This window comes from Porphyromonas sp. oral taxon 278 str. W7784 (assembly GCF_000467855.2).
Taxonomy (GTDB): domain Bacteria; phylum Bacteroidota; class Bacteroidia; order Bacteroidales; family Porphyromonadaceae; genus Porphyromonas.
In genome coordinates this window covers 13,130-29,397 of record NZ_KI259224.1, presented here as the reverse complement: position 1 = coordinate 29,397, position 16,268 = coordinate 13,130, and the positions used below count along the sequence as shown (strand labels likewise).

Genomic DNA, 16,268 nt, shown 5'->3' with positions numbered 1-16,268 from the left:
CATCGACGACCTACAGTGGGTCGTCGAGGCGATGCACCGTAGGGTCCTTTAGTAGCTCATTGAGAGGCCCTCGAGACAGCCAGTATTCTCTAGCATCTAGAGACGTGCGACTCTTCTCCTACCGGACACTGCTCCGAAGCCTGCTCCGAAAAGTTTAAGTACTTTTGCTAGGGCTTATGCAATCCCCGAGGCTGAGCGAAGCACTTACCCCTAATAGACAAGGAGGGAAGGAAGACAAGGCTCGGGACGAAAAGAGGAACTGATCTCAAGCCCTACATATAATAATAAAGTACCCCACAAGAGCTGTGCTGGTATCTTAGGCAAACCTTTGCCCCTACCCACAGCAAGAGTATAGGAGGTGGTTACCCAGAGGTACCCCTCCTACTCATTTTGATCGAAGAAGAACGAGTTTTAGACTTAGTGGACTATTTACATCGCACACATAACGCCCTCATCAAGCAGGGGAAGCCAGGCCTGCAGCGTGCACTTATGGAGGAGATCGACTGGAACGATCGCATCATCGGGATCCGAGGATCACGTGGTGTCGGTAAGACCACCTTCCTCCTAGACTATGCTCGGCGCTACTACGCTCCGAATGCACCCGAATGCCTCTACATCAACCTGAACCAGTTCAGCTTCACAGTCACCCGTCTGGCTGACTTCGCTGGGGAGTTTGTGCGACAGGGAGGGCGTACGCTCCTCCTGGATCAAGTCTTCAAGTATCCTGACTGGATGGCGGAGTTCAAGGAGTGCTACTACAAGTATCCTGAGCTACGTATCGTCTTCACCGCCTCGGCGGTAATGAACCTCGAGGAAGAGGATCCTGAGCTGGCTTCCTTAGCTTCGGTCTATCACCTAGCAGGCTTCTCCCTGAGGGAATTTATCCAGCTGGATAATGGCCTCACCCTGCCTGCGCTCTCTCTCGAGGATATCATGGAGCATACCGACGAAGTCCTCGGCGATGTCTTCTCCTCGATCAATCCCGGTCTGTGGATGGATCGCTATCTTGAGTACGGCTACTATCCCTTCCACTTAGAGCCTCGCCTCTACTCGGAGAACCTCCTCAAGACGCTCAATATGACCCTCGAGGTAGACCTCCTTTTCATCAAGCAGCTTGAGCAGCGTCTCCTGCACAAGCTCCGGAAGCTCATCTTCATCCTCGCCCAGCGTCCAGCGCTGCAGATGCTCAATGTCTCCCAACTCGCCACCGAGATAGAGACCTCCCGGAGCACGGTGATGAACTATATCCGCTACCTGTCCGACGCCCGTGTCCTGCGCTCCATCTACCGAGCCGAAGACACCGAGTCGGGCAAGCCAGCCATCGCCTACCTCGGCAACCCTAACCTCTACCACCTCCTAGGTCAAGAGGCCTGCGATCGGGCTGAACTGCTGAGGACCTTCGTCTTCAACCAGCTCAGCAAGGGGCATGACGCTCGTCTGAGTGCTCGCTCTTCACTCGCACTCTTCGAGATCGACGGGAAGTACCCCGTACAGATCGAAGAAGAACTCACCGGTCGCTACCGCAGTGACCGCTATTATATCCTCGAGCAGGGCGATCTCTCCCGCGAGAAGACCATCCCTGTCTGGCTCTTCGGCTTCCTGTACTAAGGGGAGGTTAATATAGCCCCTTAGCTCTACAAGACATCCGCTATACGTCTCGCATGACAGCAGGAAAAGAGTACTCGATCCTTCGTACAAATAGCGCAAGCATCGATAGTGCAGTCCTTCGTGGTGTAGCGATATCAAGCATCGCACTCCATAACTACTGCCACTGGATGAAGGGGGCGATCTTCGAAAATGAGTTCACCTATCAGGCTTGGCATGTATCTAAGTTAATCCGCTACCTAGCTCACCCTGATGAGCACCTTCCCCTACAGCTCTTTTCCTTCTTTGGGCATTACGGAGTCGTACTCTTTGTCTTCCTCAGCGCCTATGGCCTGGAGAAGAAGTACGGACAGAGTGGCGATAAGGTACCTGCTCTCCCCTTCATATGGAAGCACTACCTGAAGCTCCTATCTATGCTCCTCATTGGGAACATAGCCTTTTATCTGCTTAACCTACGACTACACACCTTTGAGTTCTCTTGGGGTTTCGTGCAAGATGCCCTGATCCAGCTTGCGATGGTGAGCAATATCACAGGTGAGATATTTAGACCTGGATTCTTAGGGCCTTACTGGTACTTTGGCCTCACACTCCAGCTCTACGTCCTATACCGGCTCCTCCTCTTCCGCAAGCACTGGGCTGTATGCATAGGATTCATGCTACTAAGCTGGTATGTCCAGACTATATGTGATCCTGCAGGAGAGGCAATCCACTACCTTAAAATCAATAGCATTGGTCATATCTTCACCTTTGGACTAGGGATACTCTATGCTCGCTATGGTCGAGAGCTCTCGAAGAGTAGCTATACTGTGATCTGCCTACTCTCTGCCGTACTCATCTGGTTCACGGGACTGTGGTTTCAGTCTTGGCTTTGGACTCCACTCTTCGTATGTATATTTGGTCTGTCTCTGATTAAGCTATTCCCAGCTTGGCTTAACAAATGCTTTGCTTGGGTAGGAGGAATATCTGCCGCTCTCTTCGTTAGTCATCCACTTGTGAGAAAAGTCTGTATGAATCTAAGCGAGAAGTATGATCTAGAATCCTACACGGGTCTGCTTATATATATCATCGCGGCACTACTAGTTGCCCTCGTCTTCCAGAAGATCATAGATAGGGTGAGCCCTTACCTCATGAAGCTTGCCAAGCACTAGGAATCAGACACCGGAGCTAAGAAATCAGACTTGATTGCCCCAATAGACGTGAAATTGTGTACCTTTGAGTGTGTAGTGGAGTGACCATAGATTCACCTCCTCGCCTAACAACTCACGAACAAGACACAAGCAAGCGATATGGACATCAACGAAGAACGCCTACACCATCCGGAGAACGACCCTGCTTATCTAGGACTCAAGGTTAATCAAGGTGTGGCTGCTCAGCCCATGGTCAATCCTAACCTAAGACGAGTAGCACGCCGTACATATACGGTGGACGAATTCGTCGAAGGGATCCTCCGCTCAGATATCACCTGCTTGAGCCAAGCTGTCACACTCGTCGAGAGTAATCGCCCAGACCATCAGGCTATCGCCCAGCAGATCATCGAGCGGTGCCTACCCTACTCCGGTAAGTCTATGCGTGTCGGAATCACAGGTGTACCAGGTGCGGGCAAGAGTACATCGATTGATACCTTCGGGATGCACCTTGTCAAGCAGGGTAGACGCCTAGCTGTCTTAGCCATTGACCCAAGTAGCGAGCGCTCTGGTGGGAGTATCCTCGGCGATAAGACACGTATGGAGCAGCTCTCTAGAGAGAAGAGTGCCTTCATTCGCCCTAGTCCTACGGCGGGCTCTCTCGGAGGCGTGGCACGTAAGACTCGAGAGACGATCATCCTCTGTGAAGCAGCAGGCTTTGATACAATCTTTGTTGAGACCGTAGGTGTAGGGCAGAGTGAGACGGCTGTGCACTCGATGGTCGACTTCTTCCTACTCATCCAGCTTGCAGGTACAGGAGATGAGCTCCAGGGTATCAAGAGAGGTATCATGGAGATGGCTGATGCGATCGTCATCAACAAAGCTGATGGTGACAACATCGATAAGGCTAACCTAGCAGCCTCACACTTCAGAAACGCCCTTCATCTCTTCCCACCCACAGAGTCTGGCTGGCGTCCTAAGGTCCTTACTTACTCTGGGTTCTATGGGCTTGGTATTAAGGAGATCTGGGATATGATCGATGAGTACCGACACTTTGCCCTAGACTCCGGCTACTTCGAAGAGAAGCGACAGCGTCAGACTAAGTGGTGGATGTACGAAAGTATCAATGAAGCTCTGAAGAACTCCTTCTACCAAAATCCCGAAGTACAGGCACTCCGCCCGATCATCGAAGGAGAAATCCTCTCAGACAAGCTATCCTCCTTCATCGGAGCACAGCGCCTGCTCGACTCGTACTTCAAGGCGATCACGGATAAGAAATAAATACCCTCCTCAATATTCATTTAGAGCCCCCTATGGCACAGTGCTGTAGGGGGCTCTTTCTCCTTGTATATTCAAAGATTTACCGTATATTTGCAGGGCAAAAGAATGATATTCATACAATTAAAATATTTCATCAACTATGACGAAAGCAGAAGTGGTGAGCGACATCGCCAAGACCACAGGGGTCGATAAGGAGATCACCTTGGCTGTGGTAGAGGCGTTCATGGAGTCCGTCAAGGACTCTCTAGTCCGAGGGGAAAACGTCTATCTGCGTGGCTTCGGAAGCTTCATCATCAAGGAGCGTGCGGAGAAGACAGCTCGTAATATCTCTAAGAAGACTACGATCATCATCCCCAAGCGCCGCATCCCTGCCTTCAAGCCCTCCAAGCTCTTCGCTTCGAAGGTCAAGTAGTGGATCAGAACTATAGTAAATAATCATATAATCAACAAGCAGCTATGCCAAGCGGAAAGAAAAGAAAGCGCCATAAGATGGCTACGCACAAGCGTAAGAAGAGACTCAAGAAGAACAGACATAAGAAGAAGTAATGTCAACATGCACTAAGGGGTAAGGGCGGTTCACAAGACAGGCACCTTGCCCCTTGCATGCTTTTTATGCGCCCTTCACATTTACTCCATTATCAACGAATCGCTAAGTGAACAGTGAACTCATCGTCGATGTCTCGTCCAAAGAGATCTCGATGGCTCTACTCGAAGACCAACGACTAGTAGAGCTGCAGCGTGAGCGTAGAGACTTGGCCTTCGCCGTCGGGGATATCTACCTCGGACGAGTCAAGAAGGTCATGCCCGGTCTCAACGCCGCATTCGTCGATGTAGGATATAAGAAGGATGCTTTTCTTCACTATCTCGACCTGGGGATGATCTACCAGGCTCAGCAGCGTTTCTTAGAGCAGATCGAGAAGACAAAAGCTGTCCCTGCCCTCAGCAAGATCCCTACCTTCCCCGATCTACCAAAAGACGGGAAGATAGCAGACTATCTCAAAGCTGGACAGAATGTACTCGTCCAAGTCGTCAAGGAACCGATCTCTACAAAAGGGCCACGTCTCTCCGCCGAGATATCGATCGCAGGGCGCAATCTAGTCCTCGTACCCTTCTCCGACAAAGTCTCCGTAAGCGTCAAGATCGAATCGCACGAGGAGCGAGCTCGCCTAAAGCAGCTCATCCTTAGCATGAAGCCTAAGAACTTCAGCGTCATCGTCCGTACTTCTGCCGAAGGGAAGCGGGCCTCAGAGCTTGACCAAGAGCTCAGCAGACTACTGCGTCGCTGGGAAGAGAGCGTACAGAAGCTCCCCAAGATCACTAAGACTCCGAAGATCGTATACGAAGAATCGAGTCGTGCCCTCGGGATACTCAGAGACACATTCAATCCCTCCTTCCAGAGTATCTATGTCAATGACAAGGCCTACTACGAGGAGATACGCGAGTATGTCCAGCAGATCGCTCCCGGCAGAGAGGATGTAGTCCGTCTCTATACAGGAAATATTCCCATCTTCGATGAGAAGAATGTCACCAAGCAGATAAAAGCTTCCTTCGGGAGGACGGTCACCTGCAAGAGTGGTGCCTATCTCATCATCGAGCAAACCGAAGCCATGTACGTCGTCGACGTCAATAGCGGGAATAGATCACGTAAGAGCACCGAGCAAGAAGGCACGGCCATCGATGTCAATCTCATTGCAGCGGAGGAGCTAGCTCGCCAGCTACGACTCCGAGATATGGGCGGGATCATCGTCGTTGACTTCATCGACATGCACGATCAGAAGAATCGTCAGCTCCTGTATGAGCACATGGTCAAGCTGATGGAGAGTGATCGCACACGGCACAATATCTTACCACTTAGTAAGTTTGGCGTGATGCAGATCACCCGACAGCGTGTACGTCCGGCGACACAGATCAATACAGACGAGACTTGCCCCACGTGCTTAGGTACGGGGAAGATGAAATCCTCGATCCTCTTTACGGATCAACTAGAAGAAAAGCTACGCGACCTAGTCCAGCGACTAGGTATCTCCTACATCAATGTCCACGTACATCCCTACGTGGCTGCCTACCTCACTAAGGGTCTTTTGCTATCTATTGCTCGCCGTTGGAAGCTACAGATAGCCCGTGGGATCCGCGTGACTCCAAATCAGAGCCTCGGCTTCCTCGACTACAAGTTCGTAGACAAGGAAGGCAACGAACTTGAGGCTCTAGAAGAATAAGCTTGAGTAAAGCCCGTAGATGATAGCTCTCCTCGATCTTGATGAGCGTCGTCTACGGGCTTTATACCTTCTACTGAGAGCTAGATCTACCTATGACCTCCTATCCGTCCAAGCTTGTAGAGCGTGCCGTAGAGCAACTCTCCACCCTTCCTGGCGTAGGGCGCAAGACAGCTTTACGTCTAGCGCTGCATCTACTTGCTCGGCCTCAGATAGACACACACACATTCGCTCATGCTCTAGTAGAGATGCGTGACGGCATCGTCTACTGCAAGCAGTGCCACAATATCAGTGACACTGAGCTCTGCCCTATATGCTCCAATCCCAAGCGTGACGCCTCCATCGTCTGTGTCGTACAGCACGTGGGGGATGTACTTGCCATAGAGAATACGGGCCAGTACCGAGGAGTCTATCATGTACTGGGGGGAGTCATCTCGCCCATCGACGGAATAGGCCCAGAGGATCTCAAGATCACCGAGCTCGTGGAGCGGGTGAAGTCGGGTGGCGTACAAGAAGTCATCCTTGCCCTTGGCACGACGATGGAGGGGGACACGACGAACTTCTTCATCTATCGTAGCCTCTCGGGGCTAGACGTTCGCCTGTCGGTCATCGCACGGGGCGTCGCTATCGGTGATGAGATCGAATATGCCGACGAGGTGACGCTTGGTCGATCCATCCTCACCCGTACGGACTTTGACCAGTCGTTGAACTTCTGATCCCATGCAGACTCCTATCATTGGCTTCACTGGTCAGCTGATATGCCTCAGGGCTTTGGGGCAAGAGGATCTTCCCCTGCTCCATAGCTGGGAGAATGATCCCGATGGTTGGCTATCTAATGGTACGGTCAATCCCCTCTCCAAAGACTTTATTCAGAGCTACATCTCTGCCTCTACACGGCACATCCTAGAGACAGGAAGCATGAGTCTTATCATTGAGAAGCTGGGGACTAAGGAGGCAGTCGGCCACCTCGTGCTCTATGATTACACCCCGATCCATCGGCGTCTCGCCGTCGGGGTCTATATAGACAGCCACCATCGCATGCAGGGATTTGGATCCGAAGCTATTGGTCTAGCCACACGCTATGCCTTTGAGAAGCTTCGTTGTGACCAAGTCTATGCTGAGGTACTGGCGTACAATAGCCATTCGCAGCACATGCTCTCTTCCCTGGGCTTTCACCACACGGCGACCTTACCTCGCTGGCACTGGTGGGACTCTAGATACGAAGATCTATACTACTATCAGAAATGGAACGAATAGAGGAGCAGATACAGCAGTTACGACAAGAGATCGAGGCGCACAACTATGCCTATTATGTCCTCTCGTCTCCCACGATCTCAGACTATGACTTCGACCAACTGCTCAAGCAACTAGAGCGTCTGGAGCAGGAGCATCCTGATCTGATCACCCCGGATTCTCCCACACAGCGTGTCGGGAGAGACCGTACGGAGGGCTTTACCCAAGTGGCACACCGCTACCCAATGCTCTCTCTGGCTAATACCTATAGCTACGATGAGGTGAGGGAATTCTATCAGCGCGTGGCCAAGGATCTTGGACATAAAGACTTCACTATTGTCGCCGAACTCAAGTACGACGGGCTATCCATTTCGCTCCTATACGAAGGCGGGCGACTCACTAGAGCAGTCACCCGTGGCGATGGACTGATGGGTGACGACGTCACGGCTAATGTTCGGACAATCCGCTCCATTCCCCTTCGCCTGCGTGGCGATGATTACCCGGATGAACTAGAAGTACGAGGCGAGATCCTTCTCCCGTTCGAGGAGTTCGACCGACTCAATGCCGAGCGTCATCGTGCAGGCCTTCCCCTCTTCGCTAATCCGAGAAATGCAGCGAGTGGTACGCTCAAGCAGCTTGATCCATCTATTGTAGCGGAGCGTCATCTCGATGCATTCCTCTACTTCGTACCAGGACAAACTCAGATGTCTGACAGCCACTTTGAGCGACTTCAGCAATGTAAAAGTTGGGGATTAAAGGTATCTCACGCCATCAAGCGCTGTCATTCGCTGGAGGATATCTTTGTATTCCTCGAGCATTGGGACGTAGCTCGCCACGATGCACCCGTAGCTACTGACGGCGTCGTACTCAAGGTGGACTCGATCACCCAGCAAGAAGAGCTAGGCTATACGGCTAAGACGCCCCGCTGGGCGATCGCCTACAAATTCCAAGCAGAACAAGCGAAGACAACTCTGCGCTCTGTCGACTTCCAAGTCGGGAGAACGGGAGCCGTCACACCTGTAGCGAATCTAGATGCTGTGGCTCTCTCGGGGACGACTGTACGTAGAGCTTCCCTGCACAATGCCGACTTCATCGAAGCCCTTGACCTACATCTCCTCGACCAAGTCTTTGTAGAGAAGGGCGGAGAGATCATCCCGAAGATCGTAGGTGTAGCTAAGGACGAGCGCCCCAGCGGGACCCTACCCGTCACCTTCCCTACGCTCTGCCCCGCCTGTGGCTCTACACTACATCGGAGTGAAGGCGAAGCGGCCTATTACTGCACCAATGCGGCGAGTTGCCCTCCCCAGCAGACGGCTCGGCTTGAGCACTTCTGCGGGCGCAAAGCAGCGGACATTCGCTTGGGATCAGAGACGATTGAGCTCCTCTTCTCCCGAGGTCTCGTTCATAATATCGCTGACCTCTACCGCCTCTCGGTAGAAGATCTCTTGACGCTCCCAGGCTTCAAGGAGCGCAGTGCTACGAAGCTCTACGAGAGTATTCAGGCTTCGAAGGAGCGTCCTTTCCGTGCTCTGCTCTTCGGTCTCGGTATCCGCTTCGTGGGCGAGACCGTAGCTAAGACGCTCGTGCAGCGCTATCCCGACATCGATTCGCTTGGTGAGGCTAGCCTAGAAGAACTAACTGCGATCCCCGACATCGGCCAAGTCATCGCCGAGAGTATCCTGGACTACTTCGCCACAGAAGCTAATCGCCAGCTTCTCTCCGATCTAAAGACGCTTGGCCTTCCACTAAAGCGTCTGCCCGAAGAAGAACCACGCCCCGTCAATGAGCATGTAGCGATAGCAGGCAAGACACTTGTCATCAGCGGAGTCTTCAGCCAGCACTCTCGTGAAGAATATAAGGCACTCATCGAATCTCTTGGTGGTAAGGTCGGCTCCTCGATCTCCAGCAAGACCAGCTACGTCCTAGCTGGGGAGAACATGGGGCCAAGCAAACTCGCCAAGGCTCAAGACCTCGGCATCCAGATCCTATCCGAAGCAGACTTCCTTGCCCTCATCGGCGAAGGAGCTACGGCTTCGTCCCCCTCCGTCCCTACGAGCCTCTTCCCCGACTAAGAAGCTATTTCCTAACCCCCACGTGCACATTCCAGTTCTCGACTACACCATCAGTTATCAGTAATGGACATTATCTTCCTCTGTATTCTGGGTTTCTTACTCATCCTTGCCTGCTTTGACTTGGTCTCTGGGGTGAGTAATGACGCAGTCAACTTCCTGAACTCCGCTATCGGTGCTAAGGTAGCGCCCTTCAAAGTCATCCTCGGTGTCGCCGCCGTGGGTATCTTCCTCGGGGCGTCACTAAGCAATGGGATGATGGACGTTGCCCGCAATGGGATCTACAATCCCGCCTACTTCACCTTCCAAGAGGTAATGACGATCTGTCTCACTGCAGTCGTCACGGACATCATCTTGATCAATATCTTCAACACCTTAGGCCTACCGACCTCGACGACTGTATCGATGGTCTTCGAGCTACTGGGTGCAGCCTTCTGTATGGCTATGCTGAAGAGCTTCCACGATCCCAGCTTAAACATGCTGGAGATGCTCAATACCTCCAAGGCTCTTCAGGTGATCATCGCCATCTTCCTATCCGTAGCTATCGCCTTCTTCTTTGGATCGGTGGTGCAGTGGATCACACGAGTCCTCTTCTCCTTCAACTACAAGAAGACCCTCCCCTACCTAGCAGGGCTCTTCGGTGGCGTCGCTATCACCTCGATCATCTACTTCATGCTGATCAAGGGCCTTCAGGAGTCTAGCTTCGTCTACAAGGATTGGATCCGGGAGAATACATCGGAGCTCATCTGGTGGACACTAGGTATCAGCATCATCGTGATGCAGATACTCCACTGGCTCGGTGTGAATATCTTCAAGGTAATTGTACTGGCAGGTACCCTGGCTCTATCGCTAGCCTTCGCAGGCAATGACTTGGTGAACTTCATCGGGGTACCACTATCGGGGCTCTCTGCCTATAAGGATTACATCGCTAATGGTAATGGCGCCTACGATACCTACCTGATGGGAGCGAACAATGGACCTGCACAGACGCCCATCTACTTCCTCATCGGCTCGGGGCTAATCATGGTGCTTGCGCTCTTCTTCTCTAAGAGTGCTCAGAATGTCATCAAGACTTCCGTCAACCTCTCCCGTCAGGACGACGGCGAAGAGACCTTCGGCTCCTCTCGTATTGCACGTGGTCTGGTACGTACCAGCAGTGCTATCGGTGGCTTCCTAGAGCGTATCGTCCCCCACAAGGCCCGTGTATGGATCGACTCCCGCTTCAATAAGATGGAGCTCACCCTGGAGCAAGGCGCCGCCTTCGACCTAGTACGTGCCTCGGTGAATCTCGTGCTCGCAGGGCTACTCATCGCTGTGGGCACTTCGCTCAAGCTACCACTCTCCACGACGTATGTCACGTTCATGGTCGCCATGGGTAGTTCTCTGGCCGACCGTGCTTGGGGACGAGAGAGCGCTGTAGGGCGTCTGACGGGTGTGATGTCAGTCATCGGGGGGTGGTTCGTCACCGCAGGAGCTGCCTTCATCATCGCGATCATCATCGCTACCCTGATGCACTATGGAGGCTTCCCCGTCATGGTGATCCTCATCGCTGTAGCCCTCTTCCTCCTCTTCAATAGTCATCTGCTCCGTCGTAAGAAGGACGATGCCGACGATGCTCTCTTCGTCGAGATCCTCACGACAGAAGATCCTCAGAAGATGTGGAGCCTACTCTCCCAGCACGTACGTGAGAATCAGATCACTCTACTAGATCGTGTCAGCCGAGACTACCTCGATCTTACGGAGGGACTCTTCGGTGAAGACCTACGTCGTCTGAAGAAGACGAACCATCATCTCGAAGAGCACAAGCGTGCCTTCAAGACGATGCGACGCAAGGAGACGATCTGTCTGCGTCAGCTTGCCGCCGACGAAGACATGCTGGAGCGTAATATGTGGTTCCATCTCGGTGCTAATGCCTGCCTGCAGATGATCTATGCGCTGGAGCGTGCTACGGAGGTATCGACCGAACATGTCGATAACAACTTCAACCCCATACCCGAGGAGCACCGGAGGGAGTTCACACCTATCCGTGACCAAGTCGTAGACTACATCGCCCAAGTCCACCAGCTCATCTCCAGCTCACGCATGGAGGACGCTAAGAAGGCTAAGGGCATGGGTAAGGCGCTCCGTGAGCAAGTCAAGGAGATGCGTAAGACCCAGATGAAGCGTGCTCATAAGGGCAGCAAGGAGAACCTCAGAGCTTCGATGGTCTATCTGAATATCCTCATCGAGACCAATGAACTCCTCGGCAACCTTCGCCACCTAGTGAGCTACAGCCAGCACCTCCTCGATGACGGTGGTGAGGACTAATCAGTATCGCTTCTCTCTAAGGAGCTAATCAGGCTCCAGCCTACTCATAGTCAATTAAGCGCCACGCCCCTCTGCCGTAGACGGCAGAGGGGCGTGGCGCTTTTATGCGGAAGAGAAGAGTATGATCCTAGCGTGGTCCGTCCTTAGAGGTAAGCCATGCTACTAGAGCTAGCAGATGCTAGTCGCTGGGGATAGCATTTCGGCGATACTCAGCTGGAGTGACGCCATACATCTTCTTGAAGGCATGGTAAAAGCTCGATTCATGCTCGAAACCACAGCGCTCAGAGATATCCTCGATCGTAAGACCAGGTTGCGACTCTAAGAGTTGCTTTGCCCGCTGCATCTTGACACTAAGGATATAGGCTGCCGGTGTGTAGCCCGTCAGCGCGACGAGCTTGCGATGAAGCTGGCGTGGACTCATGCAGAGCCCTTCTGCTAAGGCATTCACCTCGATCTTACGCTTACCAAGCGAGAGGGCGATCAGGTCGACGGTCCTATCTAGGAAGCGCTGCTCCGCCTCTGTGAATTGGGGTACGTCAGTCTCGTCACTCGTGGAGGTAATCTCTTCGGACTTGTGCTGCAGACGCCGGTGTCGCTCCAGGAGGAGCTCGACGAGAGCTCGTAGTTCATCACTATTGAAGGGCTTCGTCAGATAAGCATCAGCTCCCGCCTTAATGCCTCGGATACGCTCCTCTTCGCTGATCTTAGCCGTCACGACGATGATCGGTATGTGATCGATGATCTCATTGCCGCGGACGCTCTGGCAAACCTCCAGTCCATCCATCTCGGGCATCATCAGGTCGGTGATGATGAGATCGGGTACAAGGTCTAGAGCACGCTCCAGGCCTTCCTTCCCATTCGGCGCATAGTAGACGGCATAGCGGTCGGAGAGTAGCGTACCGATGTAGCGGGCGATGTCCTGATTGTCCTCGATGATGAGGAGACGGCAGTCGTTATTCTCCGTCTGATCCTCCAGAGGTGCCTCTGGCTCTAGGGGGACTGTAGCTGTGGGTGGCGGAGTGAAGGTAGGTACGCCCTCGTGGCGTATAGGTATTCGGATCATGAAGGTCGTACCTACACCCACCGTACTTATCACCTGAATATCTCCCGATATAGCGTCGATGATCTGCTTCACCAGCGCTAGCCCCACACCGGAGCTCATTCCACGGAGGTTGCTCTCTGCCTTGTAGAAGGGCTCGAAGATATGCGGTACAGCTTCTGAGGGAATACCCTCGCCGGTGTCTGCTACCTCTAGGAACATCTGCTCTTCCTCCTTCCAAGTCTTCACACTGATACGACCACCCTCGGGAGTAAACTTCAGTGCATTGGAGAGGAGGTTGTTCAGCACCTTCTCCAGATAGTCAGGTACGAAGTCCATCTCGATAGCCTCCCGAGCGTGGTACTGCAGATCTATACGGCGACTCTCAGCGTAGTCTCGGTAGGTCTCCACCAGCATCTGTATCTGGGTGGTGATGTCGCCACTACGCCAATCCGAATCCCCCACCGCCGACTTGATGCGCGAGATGTCTAGGAGCTGATTGATCAGGGCGAGCAGGTTCTTCCCTTGTCGCTCGATGACGCTGAGCTTCTCCTTCACCTCATGGGGTTCAGGGTCTCTCTGCTGAAGATCATGACTTAGCCCTAGGATGACGGTGAGCGGAGTACGGAACTCATGGGTCACGTTCGTGAAGAAGTTCTCCCGCATGGAGGACATCTTCCTGAGCGTACGATGTGTGCGGGCTCGCAGTCGCTGTATATAGAGGAGGATAGCCACGATACCTATGAGGAAGAAGACCGTGAGAGCGAAGATGCCGAAGCCGACGTTCCGCTTCGTCCGCTCTGCCTGTAGCTTGAGTTGCACCTCATTCATCTGCTGTCGCTGTCGGTTACGCTCGATGTTGATGCTCACGTTCTGGATACGGTTCATCTTCTCGATACTGACCACACTATCCTGGAGCGACTCTGCTATCTCCTTGTTCTCCAGCGCTCGTCGGTAGTCACCGAGACGGCTGTAGTAGCGGTAGTAGAGCGCATGGATCTCGGAGAGATGCTCGTTGGATCGGATGCGCTCGGCTATGGTCTTCGCCTGGCGAAGGTACTCCTCTACGTGGGCGTCGTCCTTGGTAGCATTGTAGATACTCGCTAGAGCGATGAGCGAAGTCAGGGCATGCCATTCATCCTTCGAAGCCTTCATCAGGGCGTAGGCTGCCTGATACTCACGTTCAGCCTGATCATACTGATGCTCCTTCTGGTAGAGTGAGCCGAAGAAGGTATGACAGAGCGAGATGCCTAGGGTACTCCCTGCCTCTTGGTTGAGGGCCATCGAATAGCGGTAGTAGACCCAGGCGGAGTCCATCTTCCCCTGTGATTCGAAGATAGATCCTAGGTTAGCATAGTTGATCGCCTGGCCTACCTTGCTCTGTAGTCGCTTCTCACCAGCTAGGGCTAAGCGGAGGACTTGCTCGGCCTGCTCGTAGTTCCCCAGAGTCATGTAGATGTTCCCTAAGCCATTGAGCGAGATGACCTGATTCTTCTTCGAGGCGAAGGTGGTATCTGCACTCTCTTCGGAGATCGTACGTGCTAGGTAGTGGTACTCCTGAGCGACGTCAAGCACGCCCATACGCCGGTAGTCCGTACCTATATCATTGAGTGCTCGTACCCACTCGATCGTGTCGCCTAAGGACTCGGCCTGACGAAGGCCTTCGCTGTGGACACGCAGTGCTTCGTCGAAGCGACTCTCATTGCGCAGGGCTCTCCCCCACTCTCTGAGAGCGGTGATACTCCCGAGGCGGTTTCCCTCGCCTTCGAGCTCCTTCTGCTTCTTCGCCAGCGCTGGGATGTCTCGGGAGGCAAGAACTAGGCTATCCAGCTTCTGTCGCTCTGCGGGGCTAAAGTGCGGGGTAGTCTCCCGACAAGAGGACGTCAGGAAGGTGAGGAAGATCAGGGTGATCAGTGGGAGGCAATACCAGCTGAGCCACCCCTTCTCTGAGGAGAGTGGAGGGGCAGCTTCATGGTAGCGATGTGCGATCACAGGCCTCGGAGAGAGGCCGCGCTTGATCGGCGTAGGTGTGTTATGGTCATTCATAGAGTACAATTATTTCTCCTGAGCTACCAGCCGGTGTGAAGTCGTCCTTCATACCTTGTCATATAAGCCGGTCGGTAGCTTATGATTCTCTACTATGGCTATTCGCACTGCAACACGAGTGGTTACTACACTAGGATTGCGCTAATATCTATACAAAGATGATAATTCTTTTACCCACCCCAAAATGCCTAACAAGCCCTTCCCTCCCCTCAAAACCCTTTGCTTGGAGGTTTTAAAGGGGAAAGCATCATCCCAACAGACTGATTATCAAGAGACTTAACAATCCCATCGATCCCACACTCTTCATCCCAGCCCCACAAAGATGTCCGATCAGCACAGGTAAATGTCCGATATCAGCAGTCTCCCAAGCTAAAGAATGTCTGAATTCAGCAGTTTTTTGTCCGTTTGGCACAGCTTCGGAGCCCAAAGAAGCCCATACCTTTGCAGTAGAGAAAGGGAGGAAGCGCCTCCCTCCGCTCAGAAGAAGAATCTTAGACAATGCAAATAGCACATGCGACAGTATAGACTTGGCAGCGTACCTCTCCCGCTAGGCGATCAGGTGCGACTCCACCGCCTCAATCCAGGGGGAGCGAGTGCCGAGCTTGGCCCTCATGAGCAGGATGGGGGCTACAGATCTCGCCCTAAGCCTCCCCCTCCCGATCCGCCTCCACGCTCGGGGTATCTCCGATAGCATACCTTGAGACCCACTGGAGTGAGCCCTCGGCAGTGTCACCTAGAGACACCTTAGCCTCCCCCTCCCAAGTGGGGTACGAACGAATATAGAGACTGAACAAATACATCCACTAAAGTCAAACCAACTGAGCGACAAGAGCCCTTCCCTCCATTTGAGACGAACACCCATTTACCAGCCGTAAGGGGAAGGGATCTAACCACGAGGCGACTCCTATCGAGATCACGAAAGCAGATAGACGCCTCTCGAGCTAAACACCATAAGGGGCGGTGGGGGCACAAGGAGAGTGCCTGATAAGAGCTCCTCTAGCATAGCCTAGGATGATAATTGGTCATCCACCAAGGTTTAGAGGAGACAGGGCCATCACTTTGGGCACTCAATTGCAGCTTGTCCCTCGCCCCCCTTTCCCCAAACTGCTACCCAACCACACGCAAGCAGTCTTCCCGTCACCACACGGATTCTCATGAGGTGAGACGGCGAGCAACTACGGGATAGTTCTCGCTGAGAAGCCCCCCTGATCTACCGAAGTTCTTTCGGATCAGGGGGGCTGTGTTTTCTCCCGCTCATGTAGAGGGGACGAAGGCCTGATACTCCATATATAATATAAGGGCCTCTGATCCCCCCTCTGAGAAACCTACTGTAGGTCGTCGATGCGACCCA

At 53.1% G+C, this 16,268-nt stretch carries 10 protein-coding genes; 9 read left to right on the top strand and 1 reads right to left on the bottom strand.

Annotated features, from left to right (window positions below; genetic code table 11):
• Positions 1-420: 420 nt before the first annotated feature.
• The 9 genes from HMPREF1556_RS01870 (at position 421) to HMPREF1556_RS01830 (ending at position 11,832) form a co-directional block, all read left to right on the top strand.
• Positions 421-1,608 carry an AAA family ATPase gene (locus HMPREF1556_RS01870; protein WP_044125094.1) on the top strand — a complete coding sequence of 396 codons (1,188 nt, stop codon included), beginning with the start codon at positions 421-423 and terminating at the stop codon, positions 1,606-1,608.
• Positions 1,609-1,661: 53 nt separating this feature from the next.
• Positions 1,662-2,753 (top strand): acyltransferase family protein, encoded by a 1,092-nt coding sequence (locus HMPREF1556_RS01865; protein ID WP_052332599.1) that lies wholly within the window; start codon positions 1,662-1,664, stop codon positions 2,751-2,753.
• 138 nt (positions 2,754-2,891) lie between these two features.
• Entirely contained in the window at positions 2,892-4,010 is a 1,119-nt protein-coding gene (gene meaB / locus HMPREF1556_RS01860; protein ID WP_021666498.1) for a methylmalonyl Co-A mutase-associated GTPase MeaB, read from the top strand.
• A 139-nt stretch (positions 4,011-4,149) separates the two neighbouring features.
• Entirely contained in the window at positions 4,150-4,422 is a 273-nt protein-coding gene (locus tag HMPREF1556_RS01855; protein WP_021666497.1) for an HU family DNA-binding protein, read from the top strand.
• Positions 4,423-4,663: 241 nt separating this feature from the next.
• Positions 4,664-6,226, top strand: a complete 1,563-nt coding sequence (locus HMPREF1556_RS01850) for an Rne/Rng family ribonuclease (RefSeq protein ID WP_021666496.1) — start codon at positions 4,664-4,666, stop codon at positions 6,224-6,226.
• A 92-nt stretch (positions 6,227-6,318) separates the two neighbouring features.
• A complete protein-coding gene (gene recR / locus HMPREF1556_RS01845) occupies positions 6,319-6,939 on the top strand; it encodes a recombination mediator RecR (RefSeq protein WP_021666495.1) in 621 nt (206 codons plus the stop codon).
• A 4-nt stretch (positions 6,940-6,943) separates the two neighbouring features.
• On the top strand, positions 6,944-7,480 hold the full coding sequence (locus tag HMPREF1556_RS01840) for a GNAT family N-acetyltransferase (protein WP_021666494.1): 537 nt from the start codon (positions 6,944-6,946) through the stop codon (positions 7,478-7,480).
• Positions 7,468-9,528: an NAD-dependent DNA ligase LigA gene (ligA, locus tag HMPREF1556_RS01835; RefSeq protein ID WP_021666493.1), complete on the top strand. Its 2,061-nt coding sequence runs from the start codon at positions 7,468-7,470 to the stop codon at positions 9,526-9,528. The genes HMPREF1556_RS01840 and ligA overlap by 13 nt, the downstream gene beginning before the upstream one ends.
• Before the next feature lie 63 nt (positions 9,529-9,591).
• Positions 9,592-11,832, top strand: a complete 2,241-nt coding sequence (locus HMPREF1556_RS01830; RefSeq protein WP_021666492.1) for an inorganic phosphate transporter — start codon at positions 9,592-9,594, stop codon at positions 11,830-11,832.
• Between the two features lie 178 nt (positions 11,833-12,010).
• Here HMPREF1556_RS01830 and HMPREF1556_RS01825 read toward each other — a convergent pair whose 3' ends face one another.
• Complete coding sequence (locus HMPREF1556_RS01825) at positions 12,011-14,917, bottom strand: ATP-binding protein (RefSeq protein WP_021666491.1); 2,907 nt, start codon at positions 14,915-14,917, stop codon at positions 12,011-12,013.
• Between the last annotated feature and the right edge of the window lie 1,351 nt (positions 14,918-16,268).